Here is a 17,107-nt window from a genome sequence, read left to right as displayed (position 1 = left end):
CTGAATCCGTTCATGTGGATAAAAATTTATCGGACAAGAGAGAATCGAGCTTGGTGTCAAGAAAGAGGAATTAGAATTAGTGGTCCGCCGTTGGGAAGACCACCTAAAAATGTCAGTAAAGAAAATAAGAAACAGGCTGCTTATGACGAAGGTATTCGTAACTGTATTGAAGGTAAATTTGGGCAGGGTAAACGAAGATTTAGTTTGGGTAGAGTCATGGCTAAACTTCCTCATACCTCTCTAACTGCTATTGCTATTACTTTTTTAGTTATGAATCTTTCTACCTTACTATCAAGGGTTTTTTTGGGGATTTTTATGGCAATTTTTCCAAATAATCTCTTTTTTCTTTAATTCAATTAGAAAAAGTGATGTTTTGCCTAATTTTAAACAACAAAAACTTATCTTTGCTTTTGCCTAACTACCTAGTTAATTTTTTTTTGCCTTTTTCTACTTTTTCAGCAAGCCCTAAATAGTGTAATTGATTTGACATCAATTCCTTGACGAATAGCGACAAAGCTGTGTCCTAATTCATGGGCGACAACTGAGCCAAATAACAATAGCGCCGTCATTAATCCTAGTACCAAAGGTAATCCCCCACCTAATTGGGGAAATTGTGCCGCTAGTCCACTGCTGTAGCTCCAAGTTACCAAACCTAGAACTAAAAACCAGGAAGGATGTATATAAAAAGGTATTCCAAAAAGGTTGCCAACCCGAATTGTACTATTCATGGTATTCACCTGTGACATGAGCATTGAGAAGTTTGTTGTTTCTCTCAATGCTCTTATTGTAACGAAACATTAAGTAAATTTAATCTTTGTAACAGTAGTGGTGTCCGTCCATTTAGGTGTGGTTATGCGAATTTAGCCTTTAAAATAGAGGTAGTAATTGTTAATTATTCAGATCCTATTAATTAATCCTTCTCTTTACCCCTAGTTTCAAATTGCAACCTTCCTGTGCTGGATGCTTCTAATATAGTGGTAACTATAACTTTTACACAGGATGGAAACCAGCTAAAAGTATGAACTACGAAATAGCACGGAAACTGCTCATAGACCAAACAACAAGCCCAGACAATCCAGATACTCTGTTAAGTCGTTTACAACAAGGTAAACCTCCCGTTCCTGGTCAAGTTACTTCCACCCTATTAGCTTTAAAGGTGGTATTTGAAGCTTTGAAAGCAGCCCCCAGCTTAGATAGAGAACTGGCTTTTGCTTTATATCAGTTAGGTGTAAAGGCGCAGAAGTTTTTTGCCCTGGGACGAAAAGCAGGTGTGGAATGGCCACCCCTACTTAATGAGGATTTAGCCCGGATTTCCCTAGCGGCGGAAAGTATTTTTTCGGGTACTTGGCAAACTCTATAAATTAACGGGTTCTTAATTCTGTTTCTAATTTATCTAAATCTGCTTTGAGTAAGACCGTAATTTTACCAGTAATCGCTTTACCTTGTTTAGGTTGGGCAATTTCTATCCAATACCCGTAGCGATCGCCTACTCGCAATTCTCCCTGTAAAGCTTCCCTAATCGGTGTTCTTGCTAATCTGGCTGTATTAATTGCACTTTGGTTTGGATATTGATATACAATCTGAGCGTCATTGTAATCTTGATACACATCTAAACCATAAATTACTCGCAGAGATTCTTCTAGCCGCTGTAATGTGATGCCATTGACGGCATCGAACATGGTCATGCGTTCAGTGCGAATTGTACTACGGTCTCTGGTAAATGTGACTCTACCGGGGGGTAATACTGAGGCTTGGAAGGTAAATCTTTGCGCTGCTGTATCACTTCTGCTAATAGATAATTTTTCTCCCGACCTGGGACGGAGGGTGGGATGTGCTTGAATCCAAGTGATTACTTCTTCTGTGCTTTGTCCAGGTAAGGCTTTAACTGGAGTATTCACTAGTATTTCTGCGGTCAACCAAGGTATAAGGGAACAAGGTAAAATCAATAAATTCAGTAAAGATTGTTTAAGCATTTTTTTAGTTATACCATTGCTACTTTAATCACTTTTCGCACCTTCATATCCATGAATACCTGTTCTAGATCCTGTAAAGGGCGCTGTTCACTAATGAGTAAGTCAAAAGGAATTGTACCACTAGCGATGAGTGATAAGGCAGCTTTTACATATTCTGGTGTATTATGAAATACGCCTTTGAGAGTAAGTTCACTATAATGCAATTGTTCAGTATTGACGGTAATTGTGGTATCTCTTGGACAACCACCAAATAAATTGATAGTTGCACCAGGACGGCCGCAAGCGATCGCTGTTTCCCAAACACTCGGTACACCAGTAGCTTCTATGACTACATCTGCACCCCAACCATCCGTTAATTCTTTGACTGTTTTGGCAATATCTGTAACTTGATGATAGTTGAAAGTCTTAGCTGCACCTAGTTTTTCACCAATTTCTAAGCGTTGGTTATTACCGCCCCACAAGATTACTTCAGTATATTCCGCTAAAACTGCCACAAACATCAAACCAATTGCCCCATCACCCAAAACCACTACTCTATCTTGGGGTTTGACACCGGAACGGGCGACACCATGCAACACACAAGCCAGGGGTTCAGTCATGGCTGCTAAGGACATGGGCAGATGATCGGGGACGGGTAGCAAATTATGTTGAACAATGGCCGCGGGAATTTTCAGATATTCTGCAAATGTGCCATTATTCCAAGTTAAATGGGGACATAAAGAATATTCTTGGTGTTGACAAAAGAAACATTTCATGCAGGGGGCAGAATTATTGGCTACCACGCGATCGCCCACCCGCCAATTAGTCACCCCAGCACCGACAGCAACAATCCGTCCTGCACCTTCATGACCAAACAGTGTGGGTAGTGTCAACATTTTAGCATGGCCACCACGTCGCCACACCTTCAAATCTGTGCCACAAGTAGTCGCGGCTTCCACCTGAATCACCACTTCTCCGGCTTCGGGAGTGGGATCTGGAAGTTGTTCTAAGCGTAAATCCTCTTGACCGTATAGTAATGCTGCTAACAAAGTTTTTCACCCATAAAGAAGTAGGGGCGCAGGGCTTGCGCCCAGGAGTATAACTTATGTAAATATGGTTTTATACCATATTTCATTGGATCGGCCTATATTTTGTATTTAAAATTAGCAATACCCGATTCTACCTGAAAAATTCAAGAACTTAAAGCAGTTTGAGGGACAACTTTTTTGTTATGGGGTTCTAACTTAGTTTCACTATTTATACTTAATATTGGTACTTCTTGTCTACAGGACAGACAAAACCAATAAACTTCATGATAGCGAACATGACGCAGAACCGAACCGCCACAGCAGGGGCAGGTGTTAACTATGATACTCATGCCAATGTCATCCTTAAAAAATATTACAGCAGACAATGTGATAATTTATTCAAGTATTGTCTGAAAAAATTCAAGATTTTGATTTTATGATTGATTTAATGGCGTTCATTTTTTTGAGTTTTTTAGTCCCCAGTCATAATTCTCCCAGTTGGATAAATTAGAGGTTAAAAACTATCAATGAATGCTACATTAAGCCGCTTTGAGGGTATTTCTACAAAAAGATTTTTTGATCAGAACAATAAAAACCCACGATAACATTACTAAACTATAAACTAGTATAAACCTTGTTCATCTATCTTAGGGATCATAAATATCTAATTTTTATGAGACAATTAATTTACCGTTAATTTACCGTCGTTATACTCAATAAATAATGAAAATTGCTACTTGGAATGTGAATTCTGTTCGGACTCGTTTAGAACAGGTTATCAATTGGTTAACAGAAAATCCTGTTGATGTTTTATGTTTACAAGAAACTAAAGTTGTAGATAAAGATTTTCCCAGTATCGCGTTTGAAAAATTAGGTTACTATCCGTATATCTCCGGACAAAAATCTTATAATGGTGTGGCTTTAATTAGCCGGCTACCTTTGGTAGATGTGAGTGTGGGTTTTGGTGCTATTTTACCAGATTTAGCATCAGAATGGGATGCACAAAAACGGGTGATTACGGGTGTATTTGAGGGGGTAAGAATTGTTAATCTTTATGTTCCTAATGGTTCATCTATCGGTAGTGAAAAGTATGAATATAAGTTAGGCTGGTTAAAAATTCTCAAAAAATATTTACAGATATTACTATTATCCAACTCAGCTATTTCTATGTGTGGTGATTTTAATATTGCTTTGGAAGATATAGATATTAATGATAAGGTAAAAATAGATAATCACATTATGGCATCTGAATTAGAACGTCAAGCTTTGCGAGATATTCTTAGTTTAGGTTTTGCAGATGCTTTTCGTAAATTTAACAGCGAAGGGGAAAATTATAGTTGGTGGGATTATCGAACTGCTGCTTTTAAACGTAACTTAGGTTGGCGAATAGATCATCATTATCTCACACCAATTTTGTATGAACGCGCCCAAAGTTGTATTATTGATGTTGCACCTCGGAAGTTAGTTCAACCAAGTGATCATACACCAGTAATTGTGGAATTTTAAGCTAGGAGGTAGGGGCGCAGGGCCTGCGCCCATTCATGAGTGAGGAGGAAGGCGTTGCTGATTAAGAGTATGATTTTGTTTCACGCAGAGGCGCTCCAGTCACAGAGAGTAAGGGTTTGAAATCTTTGATTTTTCAATTTCATACTTCAATTCAGGAACGCCAGGAGGAAAACGGAATAGAATAAAAGAAAGTTGAAATTTTCTAAAATATTCTCTACTTAGGGCTTATTGATAGCGTAGCGTAAGCCATACTCCTAACTCCTAGCCCTAACATAGATTTCCTATTGCTTATCACCCCTTGTTTCAGAAGCAGATTCAATGATTAAAAGTAGTTCTGAAATATCAATTGGCTTTCTGAGAAAATGTACTATACCCAAAGAACTGGCTAATTCCTCTATATCTCCATAAGCAGTTACTAAAATAGTAGTTAAATCAATCTTTTGTCCCTGTAATTGTTGATATACTTGAGTTCCTGTTAGTTCAGGCATCCTATTATCTAAAATTAATAAATGAGGTTTTTCTTGAACTACTTTTTCAATCGCTTCCTTACCATTTTTTGCTTGTTCTACTAACCAACCTTCGTCTTCCAGTAAAAAAGCTAATAGCATTCTACTATCTTCATCATCATCCGCAATTACTACTTTTCGCTTTTCTAAATGATTAAATTTCATATTTTATAAGTATTTACTAAATGCTGATTGACTAAGGGTAGAGTAAAAATATATGGGACTGGATCTGTTTTAGAAATACCTAATGCTGGAATTGCCAGAAAACTTACTCTTGCTAATCCAGAAGTCTGTATTTTATCTACTTTTACTTCTACTATTCCGCCTGTATTTCCCCGTTCAAAAGCTTGTAAAAAACAACTAAGCAGCTTACGTAAAAGGCTGTTTTGGTCAAATATTACATTGATTGGTTCTTGCCAATATGTGATAACTTCAACTTTACGGATTGTGATTTCAGTTGCTAGGAGGTCTATAAGATCCTGGATACACTTAGTAAGTGATAAAGCCTGGCTTATACCTGTTTCCAATGATGCAAGATTACGCCAAGTATCGGCACGGTGACGAAAGAGTTGAATTGATTTTTCAGCTTGTTGAAGTAGTTGCATTGCATAGTCTAACTTATTAACAACTACCATGCGAGATACAACTTCAAGTTTTAATTTTGCTGCATTATGTGATTGAATAATATCTTGACGTAGTTCTTCTAGTGGTTGATAATCATCAGGACTTGATGCTAGTATCCGACGAACATCTTTTTCTAATTTAGCAATTAAAAATTCAGCTTCAATACCGTGAGAAGCACAGATTAATATTTCTTTTAATCGCTGGTGAGCATCAGCACTACGCACTGAAATACTGACTACTCCGACAATTTCCTGTTTATCATTATGTAGTGGAATTCCCTGACAACTAAATGGATGAAATCCTTCAATAAAATGTTCGGCTGATACTATTTGTACATAATCTTTTTCAGCTAATGCTGTACCGATACCATTAGCACCAGCTACAGCTTCTGATAGTAAAGTACCATGAGCAGGAAATGATTCTGAACCATGAACGGTTTCTTTGTCACCTATAACATTAAGCAAAATTGCTTCTTGGTTACTTAACATTACGGCATGACGTTCTGTTCCCGCAGCTTGTGATAAAATGCGTGCATAGGGTTGAGCTACATTAATTAGATAACTATGTGAATCTAACAACCGTTCGGTATCTATGATTGAGAGTTTTTCTGCTTGTAAAGCACGAGGATTTGCACCTTGACAGTGTGATCTTTCCCAAGCACGATATATATCTGATCTCAATTTTTCCGTCTGAATTGCACCTGTTGATCTATATATTCTTCCTGCTTCTAAGGCATCACTTGTTAAATGTAACATGGTGTTAACGGAATTTGCCTGAAGTATGTTGAAATTGTTCGACTATTTCTGAAAATGTTTTTAAAACTATGCAGTTGATATGAATTAGATCCTAAATTATTGATAATTCTATTTATATAGAAATCCGGGTTGGTTTCTAAATTTACTCGTAGAGATAGGGAACAGGGAACAGAGAAGAATAAATAAAGGTATACGGAGTTTTATTCAAAAATCAAATAGGAATCTTATATTTCTAAAATTATCGTTCTGGGTAATAATTTCTCCCATGATTAAACTACAAGGTTGTATAACTCAAAAATATACTATACCTAATATAACAAATTTCCAACAAATAAAAATTTGCTCATTGCTAAAAAATTAGCAAGAAAGCAGTGAATTAATATTGATTTCCATGCTTTTACTTTTGATTACTTGATTCTGCTGTAATTATCTACCAAACAATAAACCCCGGAAAAAATATAACATATTTGTGAATATTTGTTCTATCCATAATATAGTTGTATCTAACCATTCCAGAATTTGCTCTAATGGGTGCTTTTCGTAGCCTAGTGAAGTTGCAGAAATATCAATCCAGTCAGGCTTAAAATCAAATCCTTGGCTGGTTTGACTGTTAAATTCTTGATTTTTAGGTTGGCGTGGGTTTTGACCTCTTTTACTGCGATCGCTCGGTAATCCCCATTGTGTTCCTTGTAACCTAGTAGCATCATTGTTAACTGATTTCTCTACTATTTCTTCATCAATATTGATATCTGTTTCACCAAATAAATCATTCCATGTCAGCCAAGTATCTCCTAAAGAATCATTAATATTTAACTGATTTGGTGCGAAGCTTTTTTGATAATCAGATTTTTCTGGTAGTTTTTCAGCCGCAGAATTTGAACCAATTTGATAATTATTTCTTCCTCCAAAGAAGTAATTTATCGCTGCTGCTATTAAATCAGCGATATTGGTTTTATGCGATTCTATGTTATCATTATTTACTGTTAAATCACTAAACGGTTTTGAGAAATTATTCACAATTTCTTGACTACGTTGTTGTACAGGTACTAAAGCCGTAGTTTCCAAATTCGCGACTAATTTATCGAGAAATCCAAAAAGTTTAATTGGATTCAGGAGCGATTTTCGTGCTATTGTAGAATCTTCATCAGTTAATTTATTGAGAAGACGATCAATTTCTGGTAATAATTCTTTTTGTTGATGACCAATTAATTGTAAAGAATACCGATATTCGCTAATTTCGCTATTAATTCTATCTGCTAATTTTGTGTTTTGCTGGGGTGTGAAAACATCGAAAATGCGATTATCTGCACTTACTAATACTAAATTCCGGGTTTGCAATTCTGTGGCAATTCCCTGTACTGTTGGTATATGCTGCTGGAGGGTATTTTCCGGTGCTTGAGAATTCTGCTTGGGAAAAACTTTCTCCCACAAAGATCCTAAAAATGTGAAAGGAGTTGTTTTTGCGGAAGTTGGTATATCAGCTTCTCCAGGAGGAAGATTTTTGACTATATCTAATATATTTTGAATTGGTTCGTCACTGGGGGGAGGAGTTGCTGATTGTAATTGTTTTGCTGTTTCATTTTGTTGCAATAGTTGGTACAGTGGATAAAGTAGAGAACCTACACCTACTTGAGTCGCAACTTGCAAATTTTTGAAGGTGTTTTCCAATGTTTGTGTCAACCGCCGAGTATGCTGGTAGACAAAGTTAAAGAGTTTGCTTTGATAACGATTTGAAGAACCGGAAGACATGGTAATAATGTTGTAAGTTGTCGCTTTAGGTGATCGTAAGTTAAAGTAAGTGTTAAATACGTCTAAACATATGCGTAGTTTAAGTTTTAAAACCCCGACGGAAACTCTTTTTAATTTTTAATTATTAATTTTTAATTGTGAGGAGACTCCCACAAAACTGTTAATTTTTGTCAGTGTCAATTATTTATATTATTTTATCGGCAATATGGCTCTTCCTGTATCATCATTAAATACCAAATCTATATCCACCGCAATTGAAAATTTGCGTGCTTGTTGTCAGGTTGATATCCAGTCAAATTGGCGATATCAGGAAACTGACGGGGTAGTTACTGATTTTATCCCATTTAGTTTAACTGATTGGCAACCTGTTGAGCTAAATGAAAAAGATCATATTTCCTGGAAAGGGGGAAAACAGGTTTTATGGTTAGTTCAAAAATTCTCTGTTCCCCAACATTTACACAATTTTCCTTTAGCGGGTTTATCTTTACGCTTGGCTTTGGTGTGGTGGGCAGATTTAGCAGAAGTATATGTTAATGATAAGTTAGTATTGACGGGTGATTTGTTTGATTCTTCACCGCGAGTGCTGCTCAGTTCTAGTGTAACTCCTGGTGAAGAGTTTACCATAGCTTTGCGGTTGGTGAGTCCGGGACATGACAACGGGGCATTGATGCGATCGCTTGCAATTTTTGAGTCAACAGATTACAATCATCCCGATGCTGGTTTTATTGCTGATGAATTAGCGGTTGTGGAAATTCTGTTGGAAAACTCCGCACCAGAAAAACTAACAGGTTTAGCGACAGAAGTTGAGAAAGTCACAAATCGCAAAGAAGTAGAAAATCAAGACTGGGAAACATATCTAGTAAATTTGCGAGAAACATATTTGGGTTTAGCTGAATTTATCAACACCCAAAAATATAAAATATCTTTATTAGGTCATGCTCATTTAGATTTAGCATGGTTATGGCCTGTTGAAGAAACTTGGAAAGCAGCACAAAATACTTTTGAGTCAGCTTTAAACCTCCAACATGATTTTCCCGAATTGATTTTCTGTCATACTACACCGGCGTTGTATGCTTGGGTGGAGGAAAATCGTCCCGACTTGTTTAGAGAAATTCAAAATCAAGTAAAAGCGGGAAAATGGGAAGTTTTGGGCGGTTTTTGGGTAGAACCAGATTTAAATCTCATTGCTGGTGAGTCTATAGTTCGTCAGTTATTATATGGACAGCGGTATTTTCTCCAGAAGTTTGGAAAAATATCTCCTGTGGTTTGGGTTCCCGATACTTTTGGTTTTTGTGCGACGTTACCCCAATTTTTAGAAAATGCGGGAATTGAGTTCTTTGTTACCCAAAAACTCCGCTGGAATGATACAACTAAATTTGATTATGACTTATTTTGGTGGCGATCGCCTGATGGTAGTCAAACATTAAGTTTCATGTCTGCACTCATTGGCGAAACTATCGAACCTGTTAAAATGGCTAAGTATGCCTGTGAGTGGAAAACTCAAACAGGGTTACAAAATTCCCTTTGGCTTCCCGGTGTTGGTGATCATGGTGGTGGTCCAATTCGTGATATGCTAGAAACTGCACGACGTTGGGAACATTCTCCGATTTTCCCCAAGTTAGAATTTACAACTTCCCAAAAATATCTCCAACAAATCAAATCCCCAAGTCAAAATTTACCAGTTTGGGAAAACGAACTTTATTTAGAATTCCACCGCGGATGTTATACTACTCACGCAGACCAAAAACGCTGGAATCGTCAATCAGAACATCTATTATATAGTGTTGAATTATTCGCAACTTTAGCAAATATCATTTCTGGTAGAGAATTTCCCCAAGCAGAAATAGAAACCGCATGGAAAAAAGTTTTATTTAACCAGTTTCACGATATTTTACCAGGTTCTTCCATTACCCAAGTTTACGCAGACGCTTTACCAGAATGGGAAGCGGTGGAAAAAGTGGGAATGGAAATATTACACGAGTCATTAATAGGAATCACATCTAAAATTAATATACCACAATCTTCCAATTCTGAAAATATCCCTGTCATAATTTTTAACCCTCTCAACTGGGAACGTTCCGAAGTTGTGAAAGTTGACTTAGGGAAAATCATCACCACAGATTATCCCACATGGAAAATTTCTGATCTTGAAGGAAAAGAAATTTTATCCCAAAACAGTGAAAATTCAACTTTGTTATTTTTCGCAACTGTCCCCTCAATAGGTTACAGCATTTTCTGGCTTTCTCCCTCTTCCCCCCAACCGCAAATATTTCCGCAAAACTGGATATTAGAAAATGAATATTTGCAAATTCAAGTTAACCCCGAAACCGGAGATTTAACCAGCATCTTTAACAAAATCCAACAACGAGAAATTTTAAACGGTGCAGGAAATCAACTTCAAGCCTTTACCGACAGCGGCCAATATTGGGATGCTTGGAACATCGATCCCAATTATAACACAAAACCGCTACCTGCAACCGAATTAAAATCAATTGCCTGGCAAGAACATGGAGAAATTCAACAACGCTTGCGAGTAGTGCGTCAATTAGGAAAATCGGAATTTTGTCAAGACTACATTTTGCAAATCAGTTCACCACTTTTGAAAATCGCTACTACTGTAAATTGGCAAGAAAATCAGGTATTAGTAAAAACAGCCTTTCCTCTCAATCTCCAAGCCGAATTTGCCACTTATGAAATTCCCTGCGGTGCTATTCGTCGTCCCACAAATCCCCAAACTCCCGCAGAAAAGGCAAAATGGGAAGTACCCGCTTTACGTTGGGCAGATTTAACCACAGATACAGCCAGCGGAAAATACGGAGTCAGCCTCCTCAATGATTGTAAATATGGTTACGATGCCCAACCGAGCCAACTGCGTCTTACCTTGCTGCGAAGTTCCAATTGGCCAGACTTCCAAGCTGATAGAGGAATACACGAATTTACCTACAGCTTATATCCTCATATTGGAAGTTGGGAAACAGCAGAAACTGTTAAACGCGGTTATGAGTTAAATGTTCCTTTGCAAATATTAGTAAATCCAGAGAATTACCAATCAAAAGAGAATGCTTCCCCAAGCCACAGTTTTCTAAATTTATCAGCCGATAACTTGATATTAATGGCACTTAAACCCAGCGAAGATCATCCAGAAAAATTCTTAATTCGCTGTTATGAATGTCACGGAAAAACAGCAGATTTATCTTTAGAAAGTGATTTATTCACATTAGGAGAACCAGTTGATTTATTAGAAAATCCTATCAAACCAAAAGAAAATATTCAACCTTGGAAAATTTCCACATTTGAAATTATTAGAACCCACGCAAAACATCTCTGAAACCATCATTCCTATCCCTAACGGGACGCTTCGCGAACGTGTCCTTCGTCCCTTCGTGGTTCATTCCTTCATAACCTGTGCGTAAATCCTGATTATAACTAAAAAAACTATAATTTCTTACCTTTGCGCCTTTGCGTGAGAATAATTTAATACTTTGATGATACCATATACAGATCCTTGACGATAGTTGAATTAGCGAGCCTCTGATAAGCAATGAATCTTGATACTGAGTTTGACAATAAAGGTACTATTCTATTAGTAGACGATATTCCCGAAAATCTGCAACTATTAAGCGATTTGTTGGTTAAACTCGGTTATACAGTCCGCAGTGTAACAAGTGGGAGAATGGCGCTTAAAACTGTCAAGGTGAAGCGGCCAAATGTAATCTTATTAGATATCAAAATGCCAGAAATGGACGGTTATCAAGTTTGTCAAGCCTTAAAAGCTGATGAAAATTTACGTAGTATCCCAGTGATTTTTATTAGTGCTTTAGATGATGTCTTTGATAAAGTCACAGCTTTTAAATCCGGTGGTGTAGATTATATCACAAAACCTTTTCAAATTGAAGAAGTGGTAGCGCGTTTAGATAATCAACTAACTATTCAACGCCAACAACAACTGCTAGAAAAAGAAATTACTACCCGCAGAGAAACAGAAGAAGTCCTTTATCAGTCAAGAGCTTTACTAGCCAGTGTATTAAATAGTTCACTTGACGGTGTAGCCGCCATGCAAGCTATCCGTACTCCAGAGACGGGGGATATTGAGGATTTTCGCTGCTTAGTTGTGAACCCAGTTATTGCTAGAGCCTTTGCTAGAAGTAGGGAAGAAATGATTGGTAAACTGGTGCTGAAAAGATTCCTGAGCCGATTTGATTCCCAACTTTTTGATAAATTTGTGGCTATTGTCGAGACGGGTGAACCGCTAGAAAGGGATTTTTACTATCAATCAGGAGAGTCTTCCTGGTTTCACTTTGTGGCTGTCAAATTAGGTGATGGTTTTGCTATTACTATCCGTGATATTACTGCACGTAAACAAACTGAACTAGCTCTACAAGATGCAAACCAGAAACTAGAACAACTAGCGAATCTGGATGCTTTAACTCAGGTAGCTAACCGACGCTGTTTTAATAATCGTCTGACAAAAGAATGGCAAAAATTAGCAGAAACACAACAGCCACTTTCCCTAATTTTATTCGATATTGACTTTTTTAAACGCTATAATGACTACTACGGTCATTTAGCTGGTGATGATTGCTTATTAAAAATTGCCCAAACAGTGTATCAATTTATTCGTCATCAAGATATTGAGCGTCCTACTGATTTAGTAGCGCGTTATGGTGGAGAAGAGTTTGCTATCCTTCTTCCTAACACTGATTTAAAAGGATCTATTATGGTAGCGACTCGGCTACAGGAAGCACTTTATGATCTAGCGATTCCTCATGCAAAATCTGAAATCAAGGATATTGTAACAGTCAGCTTAGGAATATCCTCATTTATACCTGGTGCAGAAGTTAAACCAGATACACTAATTGCCAATGCTGATCAAGCTTTGTACCATGCTAAAGAACAGGGGCGCGATCGCTATTGTATAGCAGATTAGGGAGCAGGGGAGCAGGGGAGCAGAGGGGCAGGGAGAATATGTTTTCTACTGACAACTGACAACTGACAACTGACAACTGACAACCAACAACTGACCAATGACCAATTATTTGCTAATATTCCTCAAATGATCATATTGAAAATAAGGCATTCTGCATAATTATGTTAACATCCGCAATTAATGATAAAAACACAACTGCTATCCAATTAGTTAAAGATGGGGTAGTGGTAAGCGATCGCTCAAATTGGGGACTTATCCGTGTATCTGACGATGATAGACTGCGGTTTTTACACAATCAAAGTACCAACGATTTTCAATCCCTCAAACCTGGACAGGGCTGTGATACTGTGATGGTGACATCTACCGCCCGCACGATTGATTTAGTTACTGCTTATGTATTAGAGGATGCAGTCCTATTGGTAGTTTCCCCTAACCGTCGTCAGGTACTCATGCAATGGTTAGATCGTTATATCTTCTTTGCAGATAAAGTCAAATTAACGGATGTAACCGAGGAAATGGCAACTTTGAGCCTGATTGGACCCCAAAGCCATGCTATGGTCGAAAAACTGGGGGCTGGTGCGTTAATTGGTCAACCCGATGGTAATCATATTTTAGTGAATGGAGTGATAGTTGCAGTGGGTAGCGGTGTGGCTGCACCTGGATATACCCTGATTTTACCTATAGCGGAAAAACAAGAATGGTGGGAGAAAATACTGGGATTTGGGGCTGTGGAATTGAGCGATCGCGCCTGGGAGATGTTACGAATATTACAAGGTCGTCCCGCCCCAGATTTAGAACTCACGGATGATTACAACCCCTTAGAAGTGGGTTTATGGCAGACAGTTTCCTTTACTAAAGGTTGTTATATCGGTCAAGAAACCATTGCTAGATTAAATACATACAAAGGTGTAAAACAATACCTTTGGGGAATTCGCCTCAGTGGTGCTGCTGAACCAGCAACAGTGATCACCATTGGGGAAGAAAAAGTAGGTAAACTCACCAGCTATACAGACACCCCAGATGGTCATTTTGGACTAGGTTACATCAGGAGTAAAGCAGGTGGAGTGGGTTTAAAAGTCCAAGTTGGGGAAACAGAGGGGGAAATAGTCTCTATTCCCTTCGTTTCTCACGAATACCCTCTGAATAATGGATAATTGATATCTCACTTAACTTTGCTTATTTCCTCTACCTGGACAAAATTCATCTATCCAAGAAGGTAAACTACGAGCATTAGTTTGATCTAAGAGGCTTGTTTTATCAACAAAATGTTTTCCCGGAATTTGTCCCAATCTCCCATTACTCACAAGTTTAGTAGATGAAAGTGGTACAGGTTTGGATCTAGATGATATCTCAGTATTTATTCTTTCGACGGCAACAGGTAATTTGGCTGTAGAATGGTGATGAATCGGCGTAGCAACTGCAAGCACTGAAACACCTGTTGTCATGTTTAATAATACCTGTTTACGTTCTTTGGAAATAGATGAATCTGTTAAAGGTATATGAGCAGGAGAGGTACTAACAATCTCATTTTTAGCTTGAGAATGTGGGGATTTTGATAAATTTAATTCCTGTTCAGGATTGAAGTGTAAACCCAATGCTGCAATTATTTGATCAGGATTATTATTCAAATCCAAAATAAACGGGAGGATTTTTTTTAACTCTGGTTCTAAAACAGATAAAGTTGCTAAAATGTAACCAGAAGAAGGTCGGCGTAAACCATGATAATCTTTCCAAATTCGCATTTTCACTAGCCAAGAACGATTTTCTTCGTAATAATTTAGCCACTTCATTTTTAACGATTGTCGTAGATGCTGAATATCCATTTATTGTCTTCCTTCTTAATGCACCAACTTACAGAATTTATATATTTTCAGTCAGCTTTATCCGTGGGGATGAAACCGATAATAAAGCATTTTTTTAACTTTTTTACCACCTAACAAATGTTGTTCTACCAATCGAGGTATTTCTTGAGGTTGAACCCGACAATACCAAACCATCTCTGGTAAGACTAGCACCATTGGACCATTACCACATTGACCTAAACAGCCACTAACTGTAACTGTTGTATTAGCTATAGGGAAAGCTTGTAAAGCCGCTAATACTTCCTTTGCACCTTGTTTTCTACAAGTTCGATGTTGACATACTTGTACAGAAATAGGAGGAGATTGCACCTGAGTGGGGATATTTGAGATTAATTCATCCATTGCCATTTTGACTATAAACGCCAATTATTTAGTATTAGTGAATAACCTAAATCTTGAATTCTTTGGTAATGAGATAAATTACCAGTAACTAAAGTAAGATTATGACTGATAGCAATAGCAGCAATCATGCAATCAGGATAACCAATTCTTTTTCCTGTTATTTCTAAATCAGCATAAATTTTTCCGGCTAATACAGAAGCTGTCAAATCAAAAGATAATATTTCCTGTGAAATTAGGATGTTTAAAAATTGCTGAAGACGTTCTTTTTGCTGACGTTTATGCCATCCTTCCACAATTTCCATTACTGTAATTGCAGAAATTGTGTATTTCTCAAACTGACTTAAGTAAATATCGGCTTTGGCAATAATCCGAGGATTTGCCCGTTTAATAATTTCTGAAAGAATATCAGTATCAAGTAGGGATTTCTCTACTTTATTCATTTTATAAACTATATCCTCTTTTTTCCATGGCCTCAACAACAATTTCATCAACAATTTCTGGAACATCCGCATATAATCCCATTAAGGGATCTTTTTTTTCCTGAATTTCTGCTAAACGTTCAATTACTTGAGTAATCAATTCTGATAATGTTGATTGATTAACTATGGCAATAGTTTTTGCCCGTTCAAAAGTGAGTCTATCTAGTTCAAGTTCTATTTTTTCCATGATGGATTTACCTCTTAATTACGAAAACAAATAACGATGATAATTCTGATTATATCATTTCGATTAGTAATAGCTGCTAACAAATGTTGAGCATCGCCACCCCATAGTGGCGATCGCTAAAAAACTCCTAATTGATCACTAATCCTTTACTGGCTAACCATTCACTATTAAATATCCGTGATTGATAGCGAGAACCACTGTCACACAAGATAGTTACAATAGTATGTCCTGGTCCCAATTGTTTAGCTAAAGCCACAGCCGCACCGACATTAATTCCAGTTGAACCACCCATTAATAAACCATCTTTTCTTAATAGCTGATAAACAACACGCAACGCTTCTGAATCATCAATTTGGATGGCATCATCAATAGGTGCGCCTTCCATATTAGCCGTAATCCGACTATTACCTATCCCTTCAGTAATGGAATTACCAGAAATTTTGATTTCACCAGTTTTGATATAGCTATATAGTCCACTACCCAAAGGATCAGCAACAATACATTTAACCGCCGGATTTTGTTCTTTTAGGTACATGGCTACACCAGCATAAGTACCACCCGTACCAGTCGCTGCTACCCAACCATCTACTTTACCGTCGGTCTGTTGCCAAATCTCCCTACCTGTGGTTTCATAATGGGCGAGACGGTTGGCTAAATTATCAAACTGATTAGCCCAAATGGCGTTTTCCATTTCCGCCGCAATTCTACCAGATAATTTGACGTAATTATTCGGATCTTTGTAAGGTACGGCAGGAATAGGACGAACTTCTGCACCCAAGGTAGTCAAAGCATCTATTTTTTCTTGGGGATTGGGTATTGGGAATAATAATCAAGCATTTGTAACCTTTGGCATTGCATATATGCGCTAGTCCAATCCCTGTATTCCCCGCAGTTCCTTCCACTACTGTGCCACCAGGTTTCAGGAGTCCTTTTTTTTCTGCATCTTCGATGATGTAAAGTGCAGCCCGATCTTTAACAGAACCACCAGGGTTCATAAATTCTGCTTTGGCTAAAATTTCACAACCTGTTTCTTCACTAAAACTGTTTAAGCGAATTAATGGTGTGTTACCAATTGTCCCGACAAATCCATTTTTGATATCCATGTTGAATCTACCTGAGTTCTTCCCAATCAAATTTTGCCATTTAATCTCAACAAGAGTGCGATCGCTCAAGCCTCTCTTTCTCAGTTC

General features: G+C 37.6%; 15 protein-coding genes and 3 pseudogenes. 6 read left to right on the top strand and 12 right to left on the bottom strand.

Annotated elements, in window-relative coordinates; translation table 11 throughout:
* Positions 1-351: pseudogene (locus tag FJR38_RS18375) on the top strand (transposase); the annotation flags it as partial.
* A gap of 116 nt (positions 352-467) precedes the next feature.
* Here FJR38_RS18375 and FJR38_RS18370 read toward each other — a convergent pair.
* A pseudogene (locus tag FJR38_RS18370) lies at positions 468-728 on the bottom strand (site-2 protease family protein); the annotation flags it as partial.
* Positions 729-1,018: 290 nt separating this feature from the next.
* On the opposite strand from FJR38_RS18370, the gene FJR38_RS18365 reads away from it, so the two are divergent.
* Positions 1,019-1,360 (top strand): Dethiobiotin synthetase, encoded by a 342-nt coding sequence (locus FJR38_RS18365; RefSeq protein WP_168498795.1) that lies wholly within the window; start codon positions 1,019-1,021, stop codon positions 1,358-1,360.
* A gap of 1 nt (position 1,361) precedes the next feature.
* Here the strand turns inward: FJR38_RS18365 and FJR38_RS18360 are convergent, their stop codons facing one another.
* From FJR38_RS18360 to FJR38_RS18350, 3 genes are all read right to left on the bottom strand, one after another.
* Entirely contained in the window at positions 1,362-1,973 is a 612-nt protein-coding gene (locus FJR38_RS18360; RefSeq protein ID WP_168498797.1) for a hypothetical protein, read from the bottom strand.
* 8 nt (positions 1,974-1,981) lie between these two features.
* Positions 1,982-3,001, bottom strand: coding sequence for a zinc-binding dehydrogenase (locus tag FJR38_RS18355; RefSeq protein WP_168538650.1), 1,020 nt, complete (start codon positions 2,999-3,001; stop codon positions 1,982-1,984).
* A gap of 143 nt (positions 3,002-3,144) precedes the next feature.
* The gene (locus FJR38_RS18350) at positions 3,145-3,330 is read right to left on the bottom strand and encodes a hypothetical protein (protein ID WP_168498801.1); all 186 of its coding nucleotides are present in this window, start codon (positions 3,328-3,330) and stop codon (positions 3,145-3,147) included.
* 373 nt (positions 3,331-3,703) lie between these two features.
* Between FJR38_RS18350 and xth the strand changes: the two genes are divergently transcribed.
* Positions 3,704-4,486, top strand: a complete 783-nt coding sequence (gene xth, locus FJR38_RS18345) for an exodeoxyribonuclease III (protein WP_168538648.1) — start codon at positions 3,704-3,706, stop codon at positions 4,484-4,486.
* Positions 4,487-4,767: 281 nt separating this feature from the next.
* Here xth and FJR38_RS18340 read toward each other — a convergent pair whose 3' ends face one another.
* From FJR38_RS18340 to FJR38_RS18330, 3 genes are all read right to left on the bottom strand, one after another.
* Positions 4,768-5,157, bottom strand: coding sequence for a response regulator (locus FJR38_RS18340; protein ID WP_168498805.1), 390 nt, complete (start codon positions 5,155-5,157; stop codon positions 4,768-4,770).
* Positions 5,154-6,371: a GAF domain-containing protein gene (locus FJR38_RS18335; RefSeq protein ID WP_168538646.1), complete on the bottom strand. Its 1,218-nt coding sequence runs from the start codon at positions 6,369-6,371 to the stop codon at positions 5,154-5,156. Before FJR38_RS18335 ends, FJR38_RS18340 begins: the two co-directional genes overlap by 4 nt.
* A gap of 426 nt (positions 6,372-6,797) precedes the next feature.
* Positions 6,798-8,120: a hypothetical protein gene (locus FJR38_RS18330; protein WP_168538644.1), complete on the bottom strand. Its 1,323-nt coding sequence runs from the start codon at positions 8,118-8,120 to the stop codon at positions 6,798-6,800.
* Between the two features lie 205 nt (positions 8,121-8,325).
* Here FJR38_RS18330 and FJR38_RS18325 point away from each other — a divergent pair, with 205 nt between their 5' ends.
* The 3 genes from FJR38_RS18325 to FJR38_RS18315 all read left to right on the top strand — a co-directional run bounded on the left by FJR38_RS18325 (position 8,326) and on the right by FJR38_RS18315 (position 14,201).
* Entirely contained in the window at positions 8,326-11,448 is a 3,123-nt protein-coding gene (locus tag FJR38_RS18325) for an alpha-mannosidase (protein ID WP_168538642.1), read from the top strand.
* Positions 11,449-11,661: 213 nt separating this feature from the next.
* Positions 11,662-13,047: a diguanylate cyclase domain-containing protein gene (locus tag FJR38_RS18320; protein WP_168538640.1), complete on the top strand. Its 1,386-nt coding sequence runs from the start codon at positions 11,662-11,664 to the stop codon at positions 13,045-13,047.
* Between the two features lie 161 nt (positions 13,048-13,208).
* Entirely contained in the window at positions 13,209-14,201 is a 993-nt protein-coding gene (locus FJR38_RS18315) for a folate-binding protein YgfZ (protein ID WP_168538636.1), read from the top strand.
* Between the two features lie 12 nt (positions 14,202-14,213).
* Here the strand turns inward: FJR38_RS18315 and FJR38_RS18310 are convergent, their stop codons facing one another.
* The 5 genes and pseudogenes from FJR38_RS18310 to FJR38_RS18290 form a co-directional block, all read right to left on the bottom strand.
* Positions 14,214-14,870 carry a DUF5331 domain-containing protein gene (locus FJR38_RS18310; RefSeq protein ID WP_168538634.1) on the bottom strand — a complete coding sequence of 219 codons (657 nt, stop codon included), beginning with the start codon at positions 14,868-14,870 and terminating at the stop codon, positions 14,214-14,216.
* A gap of 57 nt (positions 14,871-14,927) precedes the next feature.
* The gene (locus FJR38_RS18305) at positions 14,928-15,251 is read right to left on the bottom strand and encodes a ferredoxin (RefSeq protein WP_168498825.1); all 324 of its coding nucleotides are present in this window, start codon (positions 15,249-15,251) and stop codon (positions 14,928-14,930) included.
* An 11-nt stretch (positions 15,252-15,262) separates the two neighbouring features.
* On the bottom strand, positions 15,263-15,691 hold the full coding sequence (locus FJR38_RS18300) for a type II toxin-antitoxin system VapC family toxin (RefSeq protein ID WP_168538632.1): 429 nt from the start codon (positions 15,689-15,691) through the stop codon (positions 15,263-15,265).
* Between the two features lies 1 nt (position 15,692).
* Positions 15,693-15,917 (bottom strand): hypothetical protein, encoded by a 225-nt coding sequence (locus FJR38_RS18295; protein WP_168498829.1) that lies wholly within the window; start codon positions 15,915-15,917, stop codon positions 15,693-15,695.
* A gap of 127 nt (positions 15,918-16,044) precedes the next feature.
* A pseudogene (locus FJR38_RS18290) lies at positions 16,045-17,020 on the bottom strand (cysteine synthase A).
* Positions 17,021-17,107 lie beyond the last annotated feature (87 nt).

Source organism: Anabaena sp. UHCC 0253 (assembly GCF_009712085.1).
Lineage (GTDB): Bacteria > Cyanobacteriota > Cyanobacteriia > Cyanobacteriales > Nostocaceae > Dolichospermum.
The sequence above is the reverse complement of the archived record's forward strand: the minus strand, read 5'-3'. Positions and strand labels throughout refer to the sequence as shown.

Coding starts and splice junctions, on each gene's coding strand:
- FJR38_RS18310 (WP_168538634.1), bottom strand. CDS start 14,870: ATGGATATTCAGCATCTACGACAATCGTTAAAAATGAAGTGGCTAAAT.
- FJR38_RS18365 (WP_168498795.1), top strand. CDS start 1,019: ATGAACTACGAAATAGCACGGAAACTGCTCATAGACCAAACAACAAGC.
- FJR38_RS18325 (WP_168538642.1), top strand. CDS start 8,326: ATGGCTCTTCCTGTATCATCATTAAATACCAAATCTATATCCACCGCA.
- FJR38_RS18335 (WP_168538646.1), bottom strand. CDS start 6,371: ATGTTACATTTAACAAGTGATGCCTTAGAAGCAGGAAGAATATATAGA.
- FJR38_RS18330 (WP_168538644.1), bottom strand. CDS start 8,120: ATGTCTTCCGGTTCTTCAAATCGTTATCAAAGCAAACTCTTTAACTTT.
- FJR38_RS18350 (WP_168498801.1), bottom strand. CDS start 3,330: ATGAGTATCATAGTTAACACCTGCCCCTGCTGTGGCGGTTCGGTTCTG.
- FJR38_RS18340 (WP_168498805.1), bottom strand. CDS start 5,157: ATGAAATTTAATCATTTAGAAAAGCGAAAAGTAGTAATTGCGGATGAT.
- xth (WP_168538648.1), top strand. CDS start 3,704: ATGAAAATTGCTACTTGGAATGTGAATTCTGTTCGGACTCGTTTAGAA.
- FJR38_RS18360 (WP_168498797.1), bottom strand. CDS start 1,973: ATGCTTAAACAATCTTTACTGAATTTATTGATTTTACCTTGTTCCCTT.
- FJR38_RS18315 (WP_168538636.1), top strand. CDS start 13,209: ATGTTAACATCCGCAATTAATGATAAAAACACAACTGCTATCCAATTA.
- FJR38_RS18305 (WP_168498825.1), bottom strand. CDS start 15,251: ATGGATGAATTAATCTCAAATATCCCCACTCAGGTGCAATCTCCTCCT.
- FJR38_RS18320 (WP_168538640.1), top strand. CDS start 11,662: ATGAATCTTGATACTGAGTTTGACAATAAAGGTACTATTCTATTAGTA.
- FJR38_RS18300 (WP_168538632.1), bottom strand. CDS start 15,691: ATGAATAAAGTAGAGAAATCCCTACTTGATACTGATATTCTTTCAGAA.
- FJR38_RS18295 (WP_168498829.1), bottom strand. CDS start 15,917: ATGGAAAAAATAGAACTTGAACTAGATAGACTCACTTTTGAACGGGCA.